Source organism: Curtobacterium sp. ME-Dv--P-122a, assembly GCF_030209645.1.
Lineage (GTDB): Bacteria > Actinomycetota > Actinomycetes > Actinomycetales > Microbacteriaceae > Curtobacterium > Curtobacterium flaccumfaciens.
Genome location: NZ_JARVRO010000001.1, coordinates 91,267 through 107,559 on the forward strand (window position 1 = coordinate 91,267; position 16,293 = coordinate 107,559).

Consider the following 16,293-nt stretch of genomic DNA (forward strand, 5'->3'; position numbering starts at 1 on the left):
CGGGGGAAGCACGACGCCCCGCCGCTCCTGGTCCAGGAGCGGCGGGGCGTCGTCGTGCGTGGCCGGGCGTGCGCCCGCTCAGCTCTTGGCGGGGCAGACCGCCGAGACCTGGTCGAGCGTGGTCTGCACCTCGGACTGGGCCTTCGTGACCTCGGTGGAGTCCTCGGCCGCGCCGGAGCGGATGGCCGAGCTGTAGCCCTTGGCCGCGCCGGAGAAGTCCTCGAACGTGTCGTGCACCTGGTCGTTCGAGACCTTCGTCAGCGCCGAGTCGATGCGCTGGACGAACTCGTCGACGAGCGCCGCACGGGCCTTCGGCTCGGCCGGGGCAGAGCTGGAACCCTGCTCCTTGAGGAACGACGCGAGTTCGTTCTCGAGCAGCGAGCAGGCTTCCTGCTTGGTCTGGGCGGGTGCTGCTGCGGCGGTCTTCGAGGCCGACGGTGCGCTGGACGAGCCCGAGTCGCCCCCGGAGGAGCCGCCGTCGGACGAACCGCCGTCGCCGCCCGAGCAGCCGGCGAGCAGCGTGAGCGCGAGGCCGGCGGTGGCGAGCGCGGTGAGGGTACGGCGCATCAGGAGTTGCACTCCTTCTGGAACGCGTTGCCGGCGTCCTGGACCTTGGTGCTGGACTTCGTCAGGGCCGAGACGTCGGCCGACTGCGGGTCGTCGGCGATGTCCTCGATGTCGTCGACCAGGTCGCCGTAGGCCTCTTCGAAGGCGTCGCCCTTGGCCTTCAGGTCGTCGTCCGACAGGTCGTCGACGCCGTCGGAGATCTTCTCGTCGAGCTCCTTGAGCTTCGTGACGGCGGCGTCCGGGTCGGACTGCAGGTTCGCGGCCTCGGACTGGACGCCCTGGGCGGCCGACTTGACGGTCTTCTCGAACTGCGTGCACTGCTCGGCCTTGGACGGTCCGGTCGAGCAACCGGCGAGCAGCGTGAGTGCGAGGCCGGCGGTGGCCAGCGCGATGAGCTTCTTGGGCATGGTGGAGAGTCCCCCTCGATCTGTCCGCACTCCCCCGGATGAGGTGCAGATCCGTCATCGAGCGTACAGGGAACATCCACAGGGAGACCGGCCGGGTTGTGGGAGCCCGGCAGCCGGCCGGAGGCGGGTGGCGCGTACCGTCGAGGGCATGCGAGCCATCACGTTCGACGACGCTTCCATGTCCGTCACCAACCTGCCCGACCCGGAACCCGGTCCGGACGAGGTCCTGATCGAGGTCGCCGCGGCCGGCGTCAACAACGCCGACCTGCAGCAGCGCGCGGGGAACTACCCGCCGCCGCCCGGGGCCTCGGAGGTCCTCGGGCTCGAGGTCTCCGGCACCGTGCGGGCCGTCGGTGCGGGCGTCACGACCGTGGCGGTGGGCGACCGGGTGTGCGCGCTGCTCTCCGGCGGCGGGTACGCGTCGCTCGTCGTCGCGCCGGTCACCCAGGTGCTGCCGGTGCCTGAGGGCGTCGACCTGGTCGAGGCGGCCGGGCTGCCCGAGGCCGCCTGCACCGTCTATTCCAACATCGGCATGCTCGCCGGGCTCCGGCCGGGGCAGACGCTCCTGGTGCACGGCGGTACCGGCGGTATGGGGTCACACGCGGTGCTGTGGGCGAAGGCCCTCGGTGCGACGGTGATCGCGACGAGCGGCGGCGACCGCAAGGTCGCCGCGTCCCGTGAGCTCGGCGCCGACCTGGTGGTCGACCACCGCACCGAGGACTTCGTGGAGCGCGTCATGGCGTTCACCGACGGTGTCGGCGTCGACGTGGTGCTCGACGTCGTCGGTCCGTCCTACCTGGAGCGGAACCTGCAGGCCCTCGCCCCGAACGGGCACATCGCGGTCATCGCCTCGGGCAGCGGCCGCACCGCCGAGCTCGACTTCGGGGTGCTGATGCGGAAGCGCGCGACGATCAGCGGCACGACCCTGCGTGCACGGCCGCTCGCCGAGAAGGCCGCGATCGTCGAGGCGGTCCGCTACAACGTCTGGCCGCTGGTCGCCGACGGCCGGGTGCGCCCGGTCATCGACTCGGTGCTGCCCCTGGCCGAGGTCGAGGAGGCCCACCGCCGCGTGCGCGACGGCGAGGTGATCGGCAAGGTGCTGCTGACGCCCTAGGCGTGCACGCGGGCGAGGAACTCGACGAGCGCCGGGTGCTGCGGGTGGTCGAGGACGTCGGCGGGGGATCCCTGCTCGACGACCTCGCCGCGGTGCAGGAACACGATCCGGTCGGCGACGTTCCGCGCGAAGTGCATCTCGTGCGTCGTCATCAGGATCGTCGAACCCTGCCGCTTCAGCTCGGTGACCAGGTCGAGCACCTCGCCGACGAGCTGCGGGTCGAGGGCACTCGTGACCTCGTCGAGCAGCAGGAGTTCCGGGTCCGACGCGATCGCCCGGACGATGGCGACGCGCTGCTGCTGTCCGCCGGACAGGCGGTCGGGGTACGCATCGGCGAACGAGCCGAGACCGATCCGGTCGAGCAGCCGGCGCGCGGTCTCCTCGGCCTGGGCCCGTCCGATGCCGTGCACCTGGCGGGAGGCGAGCGTGACGTTGTCGAGCACGCTCATGTGCGGGAACAGGTTGAACTGCTGGAACACCACGCCGATGCGCGCCCGCACGGCGTCGACGGCGACGCGCGGGTCGGCGATGTCCGTGTCCTGCAGCAGGATCTCGCCGTCGTCGATGCCCTCGAGCAGGTTGACCGTCTTGAGCAGCGTCGACTTGCCGGAGCCGGAGGCCCCGATGACGCAGATGACCTGGTGCCGGTGGACCGTCAGGTCGATCCCGCGCAGGACCTCGTGCTCGCCGAAGGCCTTGCGCAACCCGCGCAGTTCGAGCACCGCGGCGTCCGTACCGGACGCACCACGGGCCTCCTGGCCGGCCTCGCTCATACGGTCCCTCCGATCTGCTCGCGCCGCTGCTGGCGACGCGCGATCGCGTCCGTGACGCGGATCAGCGGCAGGCTGATCACCACGAACAGCAGCCCGGCGACGAAGTACGGCGTGAAGTTGTAGGTCTCGGCCTGCGCGATCTGGGCGGAGCGGACCGCGTCGACGGCCCCGAGGATCGACACCAGACCGACGTCCTTCTGCATCGACACGAAGTCGTTCATCAGCGCCGGGGTGACCTTGCGGATCGCCTGCGGCAGCACCACGAGCCGCAGGGTCTTCGCGTGCGAGAGTCCGAGCGACCGGGCGGCCAGGCGCTGGGAGGGGTGCACGGCCTCCATGCCGGCCCGGAGCACCTCGGCGATGTACGACGAGTAGGTCAGGGTGATCGCGATCGTGCCCCAGACCTCGGCGGGGAGCCGCGGGAACACCCCGAGCCCGGGGATGCCGTAGCCGACCAGGTAGAGCACGATGATGAGCGGCAGGCCACGGAACAGGTCCGTGTAGCCGGTCGCGAGCATCCGCAGCGGGAAGAACACCGGGTTGCGCAGGCCGCGGACGACCGCGAGCAGCGTGCCGAACACGGCGACGCCGATGGCGCTGAAGAACAGGATCCGGACGTTCAGCCAGAGGCCCAGCAGGATGTCCGGGAACGTGTCGACCGCGGTCTCCGGGTCGAAGAACGACTGCTGCACCGCTGCCCAGCCGGGGGTGTTCACGACGCCGAAGTACACGACGGCGAGCACGACCAGGGTGGAGACGACCGACACCACGACCGAGCGACGGCCACGCTGGCGGCGGTAGAGCCGACGCTCGAGCTCGACCTGGCTCGGCGCGGGTGCGGCGACCGGGGTGCCGGCCCCTGCTGGCAGGGTCATCCGGTTACTTCAGGACCGGCGTGCCGGTCTCCGACGACAGCCACTTGGTCTGCAGGTCCTGCAGGGTGCCGTCGTCGTCGAGGGTCTTCAGGGCCTTGTCGACCTTGCTCGTCAGCTCCGAGTCCTTCGGCAGGACGAAGCCGAACTGGTCGCCCTTGCCATCGTCGGGGAACTGCGCGGACACGGTGCCGTCGTCGACCTGGGCCGAGGCCATGTAGAACGCCGTCGGCAGGTCGGTGACGATCGCGTCGATCTGCCCGGACTTGAGCGCGAGCACGGCGTCGTCGTTGGAGTTGAACACCTGCGGCGTGACACCGAGGACGTCCTTGACGCTCGCGATGCTCGTCGAACCGGTCGCGACGCCGATCGCGTCCTGCTTGAGCGCAGCGATCGTGGTGTCGCCGGCGGCCTTCGACCCGGAGGTCGTCACGACCGCCTGGGTCGTCGTGTAGTAGGCGCTCGACATGTCGACGGCCTTCTTGCGCTTCGCGTCGATCGAGAACTGCTGGACGTTGAGGTCCCAGTCCTTCGGGCCCGGCGCGATGGCGCTGTCGAAGGTGCTGCGCTTCCAGACGACGTCGGACTTGCCGTAGCCCATCTCCTTCGCGACCGCGTAGGCCACGGCGGACTCGAAGCCCTTGCCGGACTGGGGCTTGTTGTCCTCGACCCAGGGCGAGTACGCGGGGTCACCGGTGGCGATCGTGAGCTTGCCGTCGGTCACGGTGCCGTCGGCGTTGCTGCTGCCGCCGGCGGAGCAGGCCGACAGGGCGAGGGCGGCGACCGCGGCGGTGGCGACGGCGAGGGTGAAGCGGAGGTGACGGGTCACGGTCGGGCCTTCGTGCGAGGGGGTGGGGGCAGGTCGAAGTGTACTTCGCAGTGGGATACCAACGCGACTCCGGGCGGCCCCGGTGACCTGGTCTCGTGTCACACACCAGTCGACGGGTCGGGACCGGGCTGGTAATCTGGCGACGCAGGCTGAACCGGGCGCATGCTCGGCTGAGGTCTGAGATCAAGGGGCGTCCCAGCACGGGGCGCCCCCTTTCTGTTTCCAGACGCCCCCGAACGCCGTCACGGCCAGACGACGACGGCGTCGCGCCGTGCGTTCGTCACCTCGGTGCGCCAGACGGGTCACAGCTCGTCCCACATCGTCTCGTCGCAGACGCTGCCGGTCTTCGTGCCGGGCGCCTGGAACCGCCGGAACCCTGCGTACGCGATCAGGTCGGCCGCCTGGACGAAGTACGACGACCCCGAGTCACGAGGGACCGGATCCTCGACGAGCAGCGGCGCACTGACGCGAGAACCGCCCGGCGCGAAGCTGTGCCGACGGAAGCGCCGGTGGATCGCGCGGACCGTCGCGTCGTCGCCCGCGTCGTGCACCAGGATTATCGGCTTGCCGGATTGCTCGGACCGGATCCGCAGACGCTGGAGCAGGTAGGTCCACGCTCGGTCCTCGGGCCGGTAGTCCATCGGCCGGGCTTCCTTGTCGATCACCACCGCGAAGACCCCCGATGCCACGACGGTCAGCGCACCGAGCGACCTCCGGAACACGTCACGCCGCTGGCCGTCTCCGAGCCCGAGGTCACGCAGGTCTCCTCGCCCACGCAGCAGCACGTTCGCCTTGAGCTCATGGCGCAGGAGGATGCCGTAGGTGTCACGTATCTCACGACGGACCCCCGTCAGCCAGTCGAGCCGATCGGTCCAGTCACCGCCCGGGACGAGCACGCACCCCAGTGTGTAGGTACGAGTCGCGCCCGGAGACGCAGCCGGGTCACCCTTGTCTCCGGTCTCGTCCACGTATGCGAACTCGAACGGCGCGTCGAGCGCCGCGCGAGCGAGGGCAGGGACGCGACCGGACTCCATCCAGCCAACATACCAATGTGGTACGTCAGTCGGCCATCGTGAAGTCGTCGAACGAGAAGCCCGGCGACACCAGGCAGCTCAGCAGCACCTCGCCGTCGCCCGGGATCGTCCGCTGCCACACCCCGCCGCGCACGAACGCCTGCGCGTCGTTCACCCGGTCGCGGCCGGCGTCCGGGCCGAGCGTGATCGTCGCGCCGGGCTCGGGCACGTCGCCGTCGCCCCCGAGCTGCAGGTCGACGGTGTCCGGCCCGTGCCACATCCAGATCTCGTCGCTCGTGACCCGGTGCCAGGCGGAGGCCTCGCCCGGGGGCAGCAGGAAGTGGATCAGGGTGGCGGCGGGACGGTCCCCCGCGGGGGTGGTGACCGTCGCCGGCGAGGTCCAGGTGCGGACGTACCAGCCGCCCTCGGGGTGCGGTTCCATGCCGAGGGCGATCGCGCGCTTCGGCACGTCGAGCCACTCGATCAGCTCACCGGTGACGGTTCGGCGTGCGGCCATTCCGGGGTGGGGTGCGGACTCGGTCATCGTTCCTCCTGGTGCGGTGTGGGGATGTCCATGTGCGGGGAAGCCGGTTCGGTGACGACGCCCGCCGCGGCGCGGACGACCCCACGGATCACGGTGGCGGCAGCCCGCCCGGCACCGTCCTCGACGAGTTCGGCGAGCGCGTCCGGCACGGTGCGGGCGTCGACGTCGAAGACCGCCAGGTCGGCGCGCGCCCCGACGGCGAGGTGCCCGATGCGGTCCGGCCCGACAGCGAGTCCCATCGCGTGCGCACCACCGAGGGTCGCCGCCGCGAGCAGCCGCTCGTGCAGGTCACGGTGCCCGTAGCCCTGGGCACGGGCGATGCGGTGCAGCGCGGTGACGTCGGCCATCAGGTCGAGGGACGGCGACGACGACAGGGAGTCGGTGCCGATCGCGATCGGGCTGCCCTCGCGCAGGTAGTCGGCGACGGGCGGCGGGTCGAGGCCGATGACGGCGTTGGAGCGGGGGCACAGCGCCACCGCGGTGCCCCGAGCACGCAGGAGCGCCCGGTCGGCCGCGGTCATGTAGACGCCGTGGGCGATGTGGCAGTCCGGGCCGAGCACCCCGAGCCGGTCGACGAACGCGGTCGCGCTCGCACCGAAGCCCAGGGCTCGCAGCGCCCGGAACGACGGCACGTTCGCCAGGTGCCAGTCGTTCCCGTGGCCGACGCCGTCGACCCCGTCGAGTCCGGGGACCGGACCGAGGGCGGTGCGCTCCCCCTCGAATGCCGCTTCACCGAGGTGCAGGTGCAGTCGCAGACCGCGCTGCCGCACGATGTCGGGGAGCTCGAGCAGCGGGGCGACCTCGAGCGAGTACGGCGCGTGCGGGGACAGGCCGGCTCCGGGCGTCGTGGGGATCCGGTCGAGTTCGTCGAGCACCTGGTCGCGTCCGTGCGACTGCCAGGCGTCGTTCTCCCAGTCCATCACCTCCCAGTACGCGATGCCGCCGAGCCCGGCGTCCTGCAGGGCGGTCGAGGCCTCGATGTCGGTGACGATGTCCGCGATGCTCGTGACGCCGGCCAGGATCGACGCCCGTGCACCGTCCGCGGCTTCGGCCCGCCAGTCGTGCGGTTCGGCGTAGTCGACGTTGAACGCTGCGGCCCAGTCCTCGAACCCGCTGTACTGCCGTTGGCCGACACTGGCCATGCCGGTGTACTGGAGGTGCGAGTGCGCGTTCACGAGTCCGGGCAGGAGCGCGCCACGCCACTGCCGCTCGGTGAAGGTCGCGCCGGAACCGGTGAGCTGGTCGATGACCCATGACCGGTCGCCGACGTGCAGGATCCGACCGTCCTGCACGGCGACCGCGCCGTCCGCGATCGGTGGCGCCGTCATCGGGACGACGACGCGCGCCGAGTGCACCGTGACCGGGTGCTGTCGGGCGCTCACGCCGGGTCTCCGAAACGGTGCGTCCGGACGTCCGGCTCGCGGTCCGCCGGGTGCTCAGCGGGGAGGCAGGGAGGCACGGGTCGGCTCCCGAAGGCGGCGAGCGCCGCGCGGGCGGTCACGTCGTCGACCGCGGGCTCGATCGGCACGACGGCACGCTCCAGTTCGTCGCCGCGTTCCAGGAGCATCCGGACGGCGCCGAGCTGCACGGCGAACGACAGGTCCATGATCTCGACCGGGTTGCCCTCGGCCGCGGTGATGTTGATGCAGCCACCGTCGTCGAGCACGATCGGCCCACCGTCGGACCCGGGGAACACGAACCGCTCGGCCTTCGGCCCCACGTCCTGGCGTCGGGCCCCGGCGGCGAGCGCGTCGTCGACGGCGATCTCCTGGTCGACCCCACCGGCGACGGCGAGGACTGCACCGTCCGCGCAGGCACGGAGCACCTCGAGGTCGATCGTGTCCGGCACCCCGGTGGCGCTCATCACGAGGTCGGCGTCACGCACCGCCTCGACGAGCGGGGCCACGGCGTACCCGGCGAAGCGCGCCTGCAGGGCGCGGACCGGGTCGGTCTCGGCGACCGTCACCCGGAACCCGAGGGCGGTGAGCACCAGGGCGACCCCCTCGCCGACGTGCCCGAACCCGGCGACGACCGCCGCGCCTCCCGGCATCGCCCGGTGTGTGCCGGACGCGAGCCCGTCGACCAGGTCGAACACCGCGAACACCGTCGACTGCCCGGTGCCGTACCGGTTGTCGAAGAACGTCTTGGTGCGGGCGTCGTTCACCGCGATCACCGGGATGCCGAGCTCGCCGCGCGCTGCCAGGACACGCAGGGGTCGCAGGCCGCTCGTGGTCTCCTCGGCGGCGCCGAGCATCGTCGGCAGCAGGTCGGGGCGTTCCTGGTGGGCGAGCCGGATGACGTGCGAGCCGTCGTCGAGCAGGATGTGCGGCGCGGTGTCGAGCATCGCGAGGGCCAGCTGCTTCTGCTCGGGGAGCGTCGCCGTGCTGCTCGCGAAGACCGTCAGTCCGGCCGACCGCAGTGCGTCGGCGACGGCGTCGTCGGTCTCGTCGGCGTGGGCGTAGACGACGACCTCGGCACCGGCGTCACGGAGCAGCAGGCTCAGCACGGCCGTCTTGGGCTCGAGGAACATCGCGACGCCAATGCGGGTGCCGCGCAGGAGTCCACCGTCGCGGAGTTCCGCGGCGACCGACCGGGCGACCGGCATGGAACGCCGTGCCCAGCGCAGGCGGGCGTCCGCTGCGGGGTCGTCCTCGGGGTCGCGGCCGGTGGACACCAGGAAGACGTCGTCGGAGAGCATCGGGACGGCGAGGACGCCGGGGCGGGCGGGCGTGACAGGGCCGAAGGCGTCCTCGTCGACGGCGGGCAGGTACCGGCCGGCGTCGATGACGACCAGGGTGGTGCCGCGGGGGCGGTCGGCGGCCTGCTCGACGGCGGGGGTCGACTCCTCGGGCGTACCGAGGCACCAGAGCTGGTCGACGAGGTCGGACGGCTGGCGCTGTTGGTGCGACTGGTCCGACTGGTCCGGCTGGTCCGGCTGATCGGCCTCGTGCGCGCCGAGTGCGGTCAGCAGGTGCCGCAGTGTCGCGGCGTCCCGGGGGTCACCGCCGACGATGCGGAACCGGCGTGCGGCGACGAGCAGGTTGGTCGCTGCGGCGAAGCGCCGCACGGCCCCCGAGGCCCAGGCCAGCGTCGCGGGGTCGGGTGCTGGCGGCATGTGCCAATCGTAGGGCGAGCGGGGCGCAGGTTCGGCGGCGCTGCGGGAATGCCCGGGGGCGCTCCGACGTACTCTCTGCACATGAGCGATGCGACGACTGCCCCCGACCGCGTGACCATGTTCGGTGCCGACTGGTGCCGCGACTGCCGTCGGTCCAAGGCGCTGCTCGACACCCTCGGCGTGGACTACGAGTACGTCGACGTGGAGCAGGACCTGTCCGCGGCCGACCGTGCCGAGGCGATCAGCGGCCGGAAGAACATCCCGGTCGTGGTGTTGCCCAACGGCAAGCACTTCGTCGAGCCGTCGGACGCCGAGCTGCGGGCCGAGCTCGAGGCCTCCGGCGTCGTCTGATCGCCACTGGCCGCAGCGACTCCACGCACCCAGCGACACCTCACGGGCACTGTGGCGCGTGAGGTGTCGCTGAGCGCGAGAGATCGCCGCACCGCCCCCCGGGCGGACATCGGATGAATCGGGCATCATGAGCGCGTGATCATCGACGCTCACCACCACCTCTGGGATCCCGCCGACCGGCCGTACCCCTGGATGGACGACTCGGTCGCTCCGATCCGCCGCCGGTTCGACGTGGACGACCTCCGCGCCGCCGCCCGGAGCACCGACGTCACCCGGACGATCGTCGTGCAGGCCGTGCACGACCCCGGCGAGACCGCCTGGCTCCTCGAGCAGCCCGAGCCGGTCGCCGGGGTCGTCGGCTGGGTGGACCTGACCGCCCCGGACGTCGTCGACCGGATCGCCGCACTGATCGCGGGGTCCGGCGGAGACCGGGCGGCCAGCAGCCGGCTGGCGGGCAATCGGCCGGCCAGCAGCCGGCTGGTGGGCAATCGGCCGGCCAGCAGCCGGCTGGCGGGCAATCGGCCGGCCGGCAGCCAGCTGGTGGGCAATTGGCCGGCCAGCACCCTCCTGGTCGGCATCCGCCACCAGGCGCACGACGAACCGGACCCGGACTGGCTCGCCCGCCCCGAGGTCGTCCGCGGGGTCCGTGCGGTGGCCGCCGCCGGTCTGGTGTTCGACGTGCTCGTCCGAGCGCGTGAGCACCGCGCTGCCCTCGCGCTGCTCGACGCCGTGCCCGAGGGATCGTTCGTCCTCGACCACGCCGGCAAACCCGACATCGCGGGCGGGGACCCCGGGTGGGCGGCCCGGATCGACGACTTCGCCGCGCGGCCGAACGTGGCCTGCAAGGTGTCCGGACTGTTCACCGAGGCCGGACCGGAGTGGCGACGGCAGCCCGTCGACCGGTACGTGCGCGCCGTGGTCGAGCGGTTCGGCCCGGATCGGTCGCTGTTCGGGTCGGACTGGCCCGTCTCGACGCTCGCCACGACCTACGACGACGTGGTGCGGCGGACCACCGACGCGCTGGCCGACCTGACCGCGGACGAACGGCAGTCGGTGCTGAGCGGGACGGCGGAGCGCACGTACCTGCATGGGAGGACCCTCAGCACCGACGACCTTGTCGGCAACTCGGAGCAGACATAGGATGTCTCTGGTTGCGCCGGTGCAGCCGGAGAGCGAGGAACGATGCAGTTCGCACGACTCGGCCCCGCGGGCGGCGAGATCCCCGTCGCGGTCGACACCGACGGCGAGGTCCTCGACCTCCGCCCGATCACGACCGACATCGGCGGGGCCTTCCTGGCGTCCGACCCGGTCGCCCGCGTCCGGCACGCGCGCAGCGCCGGGGACCTCCGAGCGCTGCCCGACGCCGAGGGTCTCCGCCGCGGTGCACCGGTGGCCCGCCCCGGCAAGGTCGTCTGCATCGGCCTGAACTACCGCGACCACGCCGCCGAGACCGGCGCCGAGATCCCGACCGAGCCGATCGTGTTCATGAAGGACCCGATGACGGTGATCGGCCCGGACGACGAGGTCCTGATCCCACGCGGTAGCGAGAAGACCGACTGGGAGATCGAACTCGCCGTCGTCATCGGGCAGACCGCCCGCTACTGCGACTCCGACGAGGCCGCGAGCGCCTGCATCGCCGGCTACGCCATCGCGAACGACGTCTCCGAACGGGCCTTCCAGCTCGAGCGCGGCGGGCAGTGGGACAAGGGGAAGTCCTGCGAGACGTTCAACCCGCTCGGCCCGTGGCTGGTCACCCCCGACCAGGTCGACCCGGCGGCGCTCGCACTCCGGCTCACCGTCAACGGCGAGGTGCGGCAGGACGGCACCACCGCCGACATGATCTTCCGACCCGTCGAGATCGTCCGGTACCTGTCGCAGTTCATGGTGCTGTACCCGGGCGACGTCATCAGCACCGGCACCCCGGCCGGGGTCGCCCTGGCTGGGCACGCGCCGTACCTGCAGCCCGGCGACGTGGTCGAACTCACCGCCGACGGGCTCGGCTCGCAGCGCCAGACAGTGGGAGCAGCCTGATGGACGACACGACCGCCCAGACCGGCACGACGGGGACGCCCGGCACCCACGCGGGTCTCAGCGCGATCGTCACCGGTGGTGCCTCCGGCATCGGCGCGGCCATCGCGGCCGCCCTGCACGAGCGGGGCGCAGCGGTCGCCGTGCTCGACCTGCAACCGTCCGCCGCCGAGGGACTCGTCTCCGTCACCTGCGACGTGTCGTCCGACGAGTCCGTCCGTGCCGCCGTCGCGTCGGCCGTCGACCAGCTCGGCGGTCTCGACGTGCTCGTCAACAACGCCGGCATCGGCGCCCAGGGAACGGTCGAGGACAACTCCGACGACGAGTGGCGCCGCGTGTACGAGGTCAACGTGCTCGGCGCCGTGCGCCTGTCCCGCGCCGCGCTCCCCCACCTCCGAGCGTCGGACAGCGCGAGCATCGTCAACACGTGCTCCGTCGCGGCCACGGCCGGACTGCCCCAGCGGGCGCTCTACTCCGCCACGAAGGGGGCGATCTCCGCACTCACCCGCGCGATGGCCGCCGACCACGTCCGCGAGGGCATCCGCGTCAACGCCGTCAACCCCGGCACCGCCGACACCCCGTGGATCGCGCGACTCCTGTCGTCCGCGGACGACCCGGCCGCCGAACGCGCCGCGCTCGAGGCACGTCAGCCGCACGGACGCCTGGTGCAGGCAGCGGAGGTCGCCGAGGCGGTCGCCTACCTGACGAGCCCGCTCGCCCGGTCGACGACGGGCGCCGAGCTGGCGGTCGACGGCGGGATGCAGGCACTCCGGCTGCGGCCGGCCTGATGGTCGTCCCGCGGCTCCGCCGCACCGGCCTGGAGGCCCGTCCCGGGTATCGTCGGGACGTCCCGTCGCGCACGCGGCCGGGTCCACAGGAGGTGGTGACGTGGCGTCGTTGACCGACGATGCGATCGCACGCATCCAGCAGATGATCGTGAGCGGCGAGCTCCAACCCGGCCAGCGCCTCCCGCCCGAGAAGGAACTGAGCGAGTCGCTCGGGCTGTCCCGCAACAGTCTCCGCGAAGCCGTGAAGGCGCTCGAGCTGATCCGCGTGCTCGACGTCCGACGGGGCGACGGCACCTACGTGACGTCGCTCGAACCGGGCGTCCTGCTCGAGGCGGTGTCGTTCGTCGTCGACATGCACCACGACCGGTCGCTCGTCGACCTGCTCGAGGTGCGCCGCATCCTGGAACCGGCGTCCGCCGTCCTGGCGACGGCCCGTGCCACGGAGCAGCAGATCGACGAACTCGCGACCCTGATGCAGTCCGTCGGCGAGGACACCGGCGTCGAGGACCTCGTCGCCCACGACCTGCTGTTCCACTCGACCATCGCGGGCATCGGCGGCAACCAGTACCTGTCCGGGCTGCTCGACGCCCTGTCGAGCAAGACGGTACGGGTGCGGGTGTGGCGCGGACTGACGCAGAACGGCTCGGTGCAGCGGACCCTCGACGAGCACGCGGCCATCGTCGACGCCATCCGCCGCCGGGATCCGCAGCTCGTGCAGGCCCTCGTCGTGTCCCACGTCGAAGGTGTCGAGCGCTGGTTGCGGCGCTCCCTCGACTGAACCCGACAATCCTCCCAGGAACCTCGGAGTTGTGTCGGTCCTCGGCCCTGACTCCGGCAACCATGCCGCGGCAACCGCACCCACGAGGAGGACACCGTGCTCGGTCTCATCATCAGCTTGATCATCATCGGACTCATCGCCGGCGCTCTCGCCCGGCTCATCATCCCCGGCAAGCAGAACATCGGCATCCTCATGACGATCGTCCTGGGCATCGTCGGCTCGTTCGTCGGCGGGTTCCTCGGCTACCTGATCTTCAACCACGACGGGAACGACGGCTTCTTCCAGCCCGCCGGCATCATCGGCTCGATCATCGGCTCCATCATCGTGCTGTTCATCTACACGCGCGTCGCCGGCCGCGGTTCGCGCCGCTAGGCACCACGCTGCCGGTCCGACCGGCGCACCACCGAAGTCACCCCGAACCACGCAACGACGTGGTTCGGGGTGACTTTCGTCGTACGTGGCGTCACATCGCGAGCAGGCCCGCTGCACGCAGGTCGTCCCAGAGCGCCTCGGGCACGTCGGCCGCAGCCCGAGCGACGTTCGAGCGCACCTGGTCGGCGGACTGCACCCCGAGCGCGATCGCCGCGACCGCCGGGGCCCGACGCGGGAACGCCAGCGCGGCTTCGGGCAGCGTGACCCCGTGGCGCTCGCAGACGTCGGCGATGGAATTCGCCCGCGCGAGCAGCTGCGCGGAGGCCTCGGCGTAGTCGTAGGTCGCCCCCGCCGAAGGGCGCTCCTGCCCGAGCAACCCCGAGTTGTAGACCCCGACCGCCACGACCGCGACGCCCAGGGACGCGCACCGGTCGACGAGCGCCGCCGCCGGTTGCTCGAGCAGGGTGTACCGCCCGGCGAGCATGACGACGTCGCAGAGCCCGGTGTCGACGGCCGCCGACAGCGCCTCGACGGAGTTCGACCCGACGCCGACCGCCCGCACGACGCCCTCGTCGCGGAGCTCGGCGAGCGTCGGCAGCGCCTGGGTCAGACCGTCGGTGAGTGAGTACACGTCCGGGTCGTGCAGGTAGGCGACGTCGACGTGGTCGAGCCCGAGGCGGCCGAGCGACTCGTCGAGCGAGCGCCGCACGCCCGACGGCGACGGGTCCCACTGCCGCACGGTGTCGTCCGGCACCGCGAAGCCCCCGGACGCCAGGTCGTCGCCGTCACCGCGCCCGGGCACGAGCACCCGCCCGACCTTCGTCGACACGAGGAAGTCCTGCCGGGGGCGCCCGGCGAGCGCCGCCCCGAGCCGCCGTTCGGACAGGCCCAGGCCGTAGTGCGGGGCGGTGTCGAACCCGCGCACCCCGGCGTCCCACGCGGCGTCGACCGTGGCGCGGGCGTCGTCGTCGGACACCGGACGGAGCAGGTTGCCGATGCCGGCCCCGCCGAACCAGAACGGACCGCGGTCCAGGTCCAGGTCGAGGGCCGTCACGGGTCCACCTGGTCCGCGTGGTGCACCTGGTCCGCGTGGTGCACCTGGTCCGCCAGCGACCAGACCCGCGGGACCCCGTCGTCGTCGCCCGAGTAGTCGTCGTCCGCCTCGAGCAGCGGGTTGATCGTCTCCTGCCACTCGGCGTTGACCGGGTCCTCGGCGAGCGCCCGGCGCATCGCCCGGTGGTCCTCGACCTCGATCAGGTGGACCAGGTCGAGCCCGTCCCGCCAGATCGTCCAGTCGTGCACGCCGGCCTCGCGCAGTCGCGCCGCGAGCGCGGGCGGGACCGAGGTGTGCACGGTGTCGTACGCCGCCTCGTTCCCGGCCCGCAGTCGCGTCCGCGTCAGGATCCGCTGCATCAGTCGCGCAGGAACAGCTCGACGACGGGCACGGCGACGTCGGGCCGCACGATCGGCAGCGTCAGGGTGAGCGTGCCGGCGGGCTGACCGCCGAGCCCGGTGTTCTGCGCCCGGGTGCCCGGCGGGATCTCGCGGAAGTGGATCTCCGATGCGTCGTTGAGCAGCTGCGCGTACGCCACCCGGCCGGCGAGGTCGGGCAGGTGCACGTGCTCGAACGGCCACGCGAACAGGTGCAGGTACAGGCGGTTGCCGTTCTGCGTGTAGACGGTGTTCCGCGGGGCGACGAACCGCGACGGCCCCGCCCCGTACACCGAGCGAGCGTGCTGGTGCATCCACGTCCCGATGCCGTCGAGCGTCTGCCGCGAGACCCCGTCGAACTCACCGCGACCGGTCGGGCCGATGTTGAGCAGCATGTTCCCGTTGTTCGAGACGCCGTCGACGAGCATGCGGACGAGCAGGTCGACCGGCTTCAGGTTCAGGTTGTCGCGGTCGTAGCCCCACGAGCCGTTCAGCGTCTGGCAGGCCTCCCACGGCACCGGGACGCCGTCGACCTCCATCGGCTTGTCGGGCTGGTACTGCTCGGGGGTGACCAGGTCACCGGGGATGTCGAGCCGGTCGTTCACGATGATGCCGGGCTGCAGCCGCTTCGTCAGCGCCATGAGCTCCTCGGACCCCCACTCGTCCCGGCCCTTGCCGCCCCAGATGTCCTCGTGGTCGTTGTCCCGGTACGAGAAGTCGTAGAACAGGTAGTCGATCTGCCCGTAGTCGGTGAGCAGCTCCTCGACCTGACCGTGGAGGTACTCGCGGTAGCGCGACATGTCGCGGCCCTCGTTGAACGCCTCGATCTCCTCCGGCGAGTCGTCGCGCCGGGGGTGCACGCCGTCGACGGTGAAGTCCGGGTGGTGCCAGTCGATGAGCGAGTGGTAGAAGCCGACCCGCAGCCCCTCGGCACGGACGGCGTCGACGAACTCGCGCACGATGTCACGGCCGAACGGGGTGTTCGTGGACTTGTAGTCGGTCAGGGCGGTGTCCCACAGGCAGAAGCCCTCGTGGTGCTTCGTGGTGAGGACGACGTACTTCATCCCCGCCTGCCGTGCCCGACGTGCCCAGTCCGCGGCGTCGAACAGGTCCGGATCGAAGTGGTCGAAGTACTTCTGGTAGTCCTCGTCGGTGATCCGTTCGCGGTTCTTCACCCACTCGTGCCGTGCCGGCAGGGCGTACAGCCCCCAGTGGATGAACATGCCGAACCGGTCGTGGGAGAACCACGCGGGGAACCCCGCGGAGTCGGTCGCGGTCTGCGGCTCGGCAGGTGCGGTGATGGTCATGAGG

General features: G+C 71.7%; 19 protein-coding genes. 7 read left to right on the forward strand and 12 right to left on the reverse strand.

Translation table 11 applies throughout. The annotated features are described in order from the left end of the window. Positions 1-78 precede the first annotated feature (78 nt). A complete protein-coding gene (locus QRN49_RS00280) occupies positions 79-567 on the reverse strand; it encodes a hypothetical protein (RefSeq protein WP_111089059.1) in 489 nt (162 codons plus the stop codon). Then, the gene (locus QRN49_RS00285) at positions 567-974 is read right to left on the reverse strand and encodes a hypothetical protein (protein ID WP_071404030.1); all 408 of its coding nucleotides are present in this window, start codon (positions 972-974) and stop codon (positions 567-569) included. Before QRN49_RS00285 ends, QRN49_RS00280 begins: the two co-directional genes overlap by 1 nt. Positions 975-1,122: 148 nt before the next feature. Here QRN49_RS00285 and QRN49_RS00290 point away from each other — a divergent pair, with 148 nt between their 5' ends. Continuing rightward, entirely contained in the window at positions 1,123-2,088 is a 966-nt protein-coding gene (locus QRN49_RS00290) for an NAD(P)H-quinone oxidoreductase (RefSeq protein ID WP_284753213.1), read from the forward strand. On the opposite strand, the gene QRN49_RS00295 is transcribed toward QRN49_RS00290, so the two are convergent. The 7 genes from QRN49_RS00295 to QRN49_RS00325 form a co-directional block, all read right to left on the reverse strand. After that, a complete protein-coding gene (locus QRN49_RS00295; RefSeq protein ID WP_284753215.1) occupies positions 2,085-2,861 on the reverse strand; it encodes an amino acid ABC transporter ATP-binding protein in 777 nt (258 codons plus the stop codon). The two genes, QRN49_RS00290 and QRN49_RS00295, sit on opposite strands and share 4 nt — an antisense overlap. Next, positions 2,858-3,736 (reverse strand): amino acid ABC transporter permease, encoded by an 879-nt coding sequence (locus QRN49_RS00300; protein WP_110862374.1) that lies wholly within the window; start codon positions 3,734-3,736, stop codon positions 2,858-2,860. The genes QRN49_RS00295 and QRN49_RS00300 overlap by 4 nt, the downstream gene beginning before the upstream one ends. Before the next feature lie 4 nt (positions 3,737-3,740). After that, positions 3,741-4,562, reverse strand: coding sequence for an ABC transporter substrate-binding protein (locus tag QRN49_RS00305; protein ID WP_110865420.1), 822 nt, complete (start codon positions 4,560-4,562; stop codon positions 3,741-3,743). Positions 4,563-4,864: 302 nt separating this feature from the next. Continuing rightward, the gene (locus tag QRN49_RS00310) at positions 4,865-5,596 is read right to left on the reverse strand and encodes a DUF3800 domain-containing protein (protein WP_284753219.1); all 732 of its coding nucleotides are present in this window, start codon (positions 5,594-5,596) and stop codon (positions 4,865-4,867) included. A 25-nt stretch (positions 5,597-5,621) separates the two neighbouring features. Beyond that, positions 5,622-6,119, reverse strand: coding sequence for a cupin domain-containing protein (locus tag QRN49_RS00315; protein ID WP_253183664.1), 498 nt, complete (start codon positions 6,117-6,119; stop codon positions 5,622-5,624). Further along, positions 6,116-7,501, reverse strand: a complete 1,386-nt coding sequence (locus QRN49_RS00320) for an amidohydrolase family protein (protein ID WP_284753225.1) — start codon at positions 7,499-7,501, stop codon at positions 6,116-6,118. The genes QRN49_RS00315 and QRN49_RS00320 overlap by 4 nt, the downstream gene beginning before the upstream one ends. Beyond that, positions 7,498-9,234, reverse strand: a complete 1,737-nt coding sequence (locus QRN49_RS00325; RefSeq protein WP_284753227.1) for an adenosylhomocysteinase — start codon at positions 9,232-9,234, stop codon at positions 7,498-7,500. The genes QRN49_RS00320 and QRN49_RS00325 overlap by 4 nt, the downstream gene beginning before the upstream one ends. A gap of 81 nt (positions 9,235-9,315) precedes the next feature. Here QRN49_RS00325 and QRN49_RS00330 point away from each other — a divergent pair, with 81 nt between their 5' ends. From QRN49_RS00330 to QRN49_RS00355, 6 genes are all read left to right on the forward strand, one after another. Continuing rightward, complete coding sequence (locus QRN49_RS00330; RefSeq protein ID WP_017888006.1) at positions 9,316-9,585, forward strand: glutaredoxin family protein; 270 nt, start codon at positions 9,316-9,318, stop codon at positions 9,583-9,585. Between the two features lie 135 nt (positions 9,586-9,720). Continuing rightward, positions 9,721-10,725, forward strand: coding sequence for an amidohydrolase family protein (locus QRN49_RS00335; RefSeq protein WP_284753231.1), 1,005 nt, complete (start codon positions 9,721-9,723; stop codon positions 10,723-10,725). A 42-nt stretch (positions 10,726-10,767) separates the two neighbouring features. Continuing rightward, positions 10,768-11,616, forward strand: a complete 849-nt coding sequence (locus QRN49_RS00340; protein WP_111054059.1) for a fumarylacetoacetate hydrolase family protein — start codon at positions 10,768-10,770, stop codon at positions 11,614-11,616. After that, a complete protein-coding gene (locus QRN49_RS00345; RefSeq protein WP_284753234.1) occupies positions 11,616-12,401 on the forward strand; it encodes an SDR family NAD(P)-dependent oxidoreductase in 786 nt (261 codons plus the stop codon). Before QRN49_RS00340 ends, QRN49_RS00345 begins: the two co-directional genes overlap by 1 nt. 100 nt (positions 12,402-12,501) lie before the next feature. Further along, positions 12,502-13,179, forward strand: a complete 678-nt coding sequence (locus tag QRN49_RS00350; protein ID WP_110862381.1) for a FadR/GntR family transcriptional regulator — start codon at positions 12,502-12,504, stop codon at positions 13,177-13,179. 96 nt (positions 13,180-13,275) lie between these two features. Further along, positions 13,276-13,551, forward strand: a complete 276-nt coding sequence (locus QRN49_RS00355; protein ID WP_284753238.1) for a GlsB/YeaQ/YmgE family stress response membrane protein — start codon at positions 13,276-13,278, stop codon at positions 13,549-13,551. Between the two features lie 91 nt (positions 13,552-13,642). Here the strand turns inward: QRN49_RS00355 and QRN49_RS00360 are convergent, their stop codons facing one another. Genes QRN49_RS00360 through QRN49_RS00370 form a run of 3 tightly spaced genes read right to left on the reverse strand, consistent with a single transcriptional unit; the run spans position 13,643 to position 16,289 of the window. Next, on the reverse strand, positions 13,643-14,605 hold the full coding sequence (locus QRN49_RS00360; RefSeq protein WP_284753240.1) for an aldo/keto reductase: 963 nt from the start codon (positions 14,603-14,605) through the stop codon (positions 13,643-13,645). After that, on the reverse strand, positions 14,602-14,964 hold the full coding sequence (locus QRN49_RS00365; protein WP_284753242.1) for an L-rhamnose mutarotase: 363 nt from the start codon (positions 14,962-14,964) through the stop codon (positions 14,602-14,604). Before QRN49_RS00365 ends, QRN49_RS00360 begins: the two co-directional genes overlap by 4 nt. Next, entirely contained in the window at positions 14,964-16,289 is a 1,326-nt protein-coding gene (locus QRN49_RS00370; RefSeq protein WP_111030695.1) for an alpha-L-fucosidase, read from the reverse strand. Before QRN49_RS00370 ends, QRN49_RS00365 begins: the two co-directional genes overlap by 1 nt. Positions 16,290-16,293: the final 4 nt, after the last annotated feature.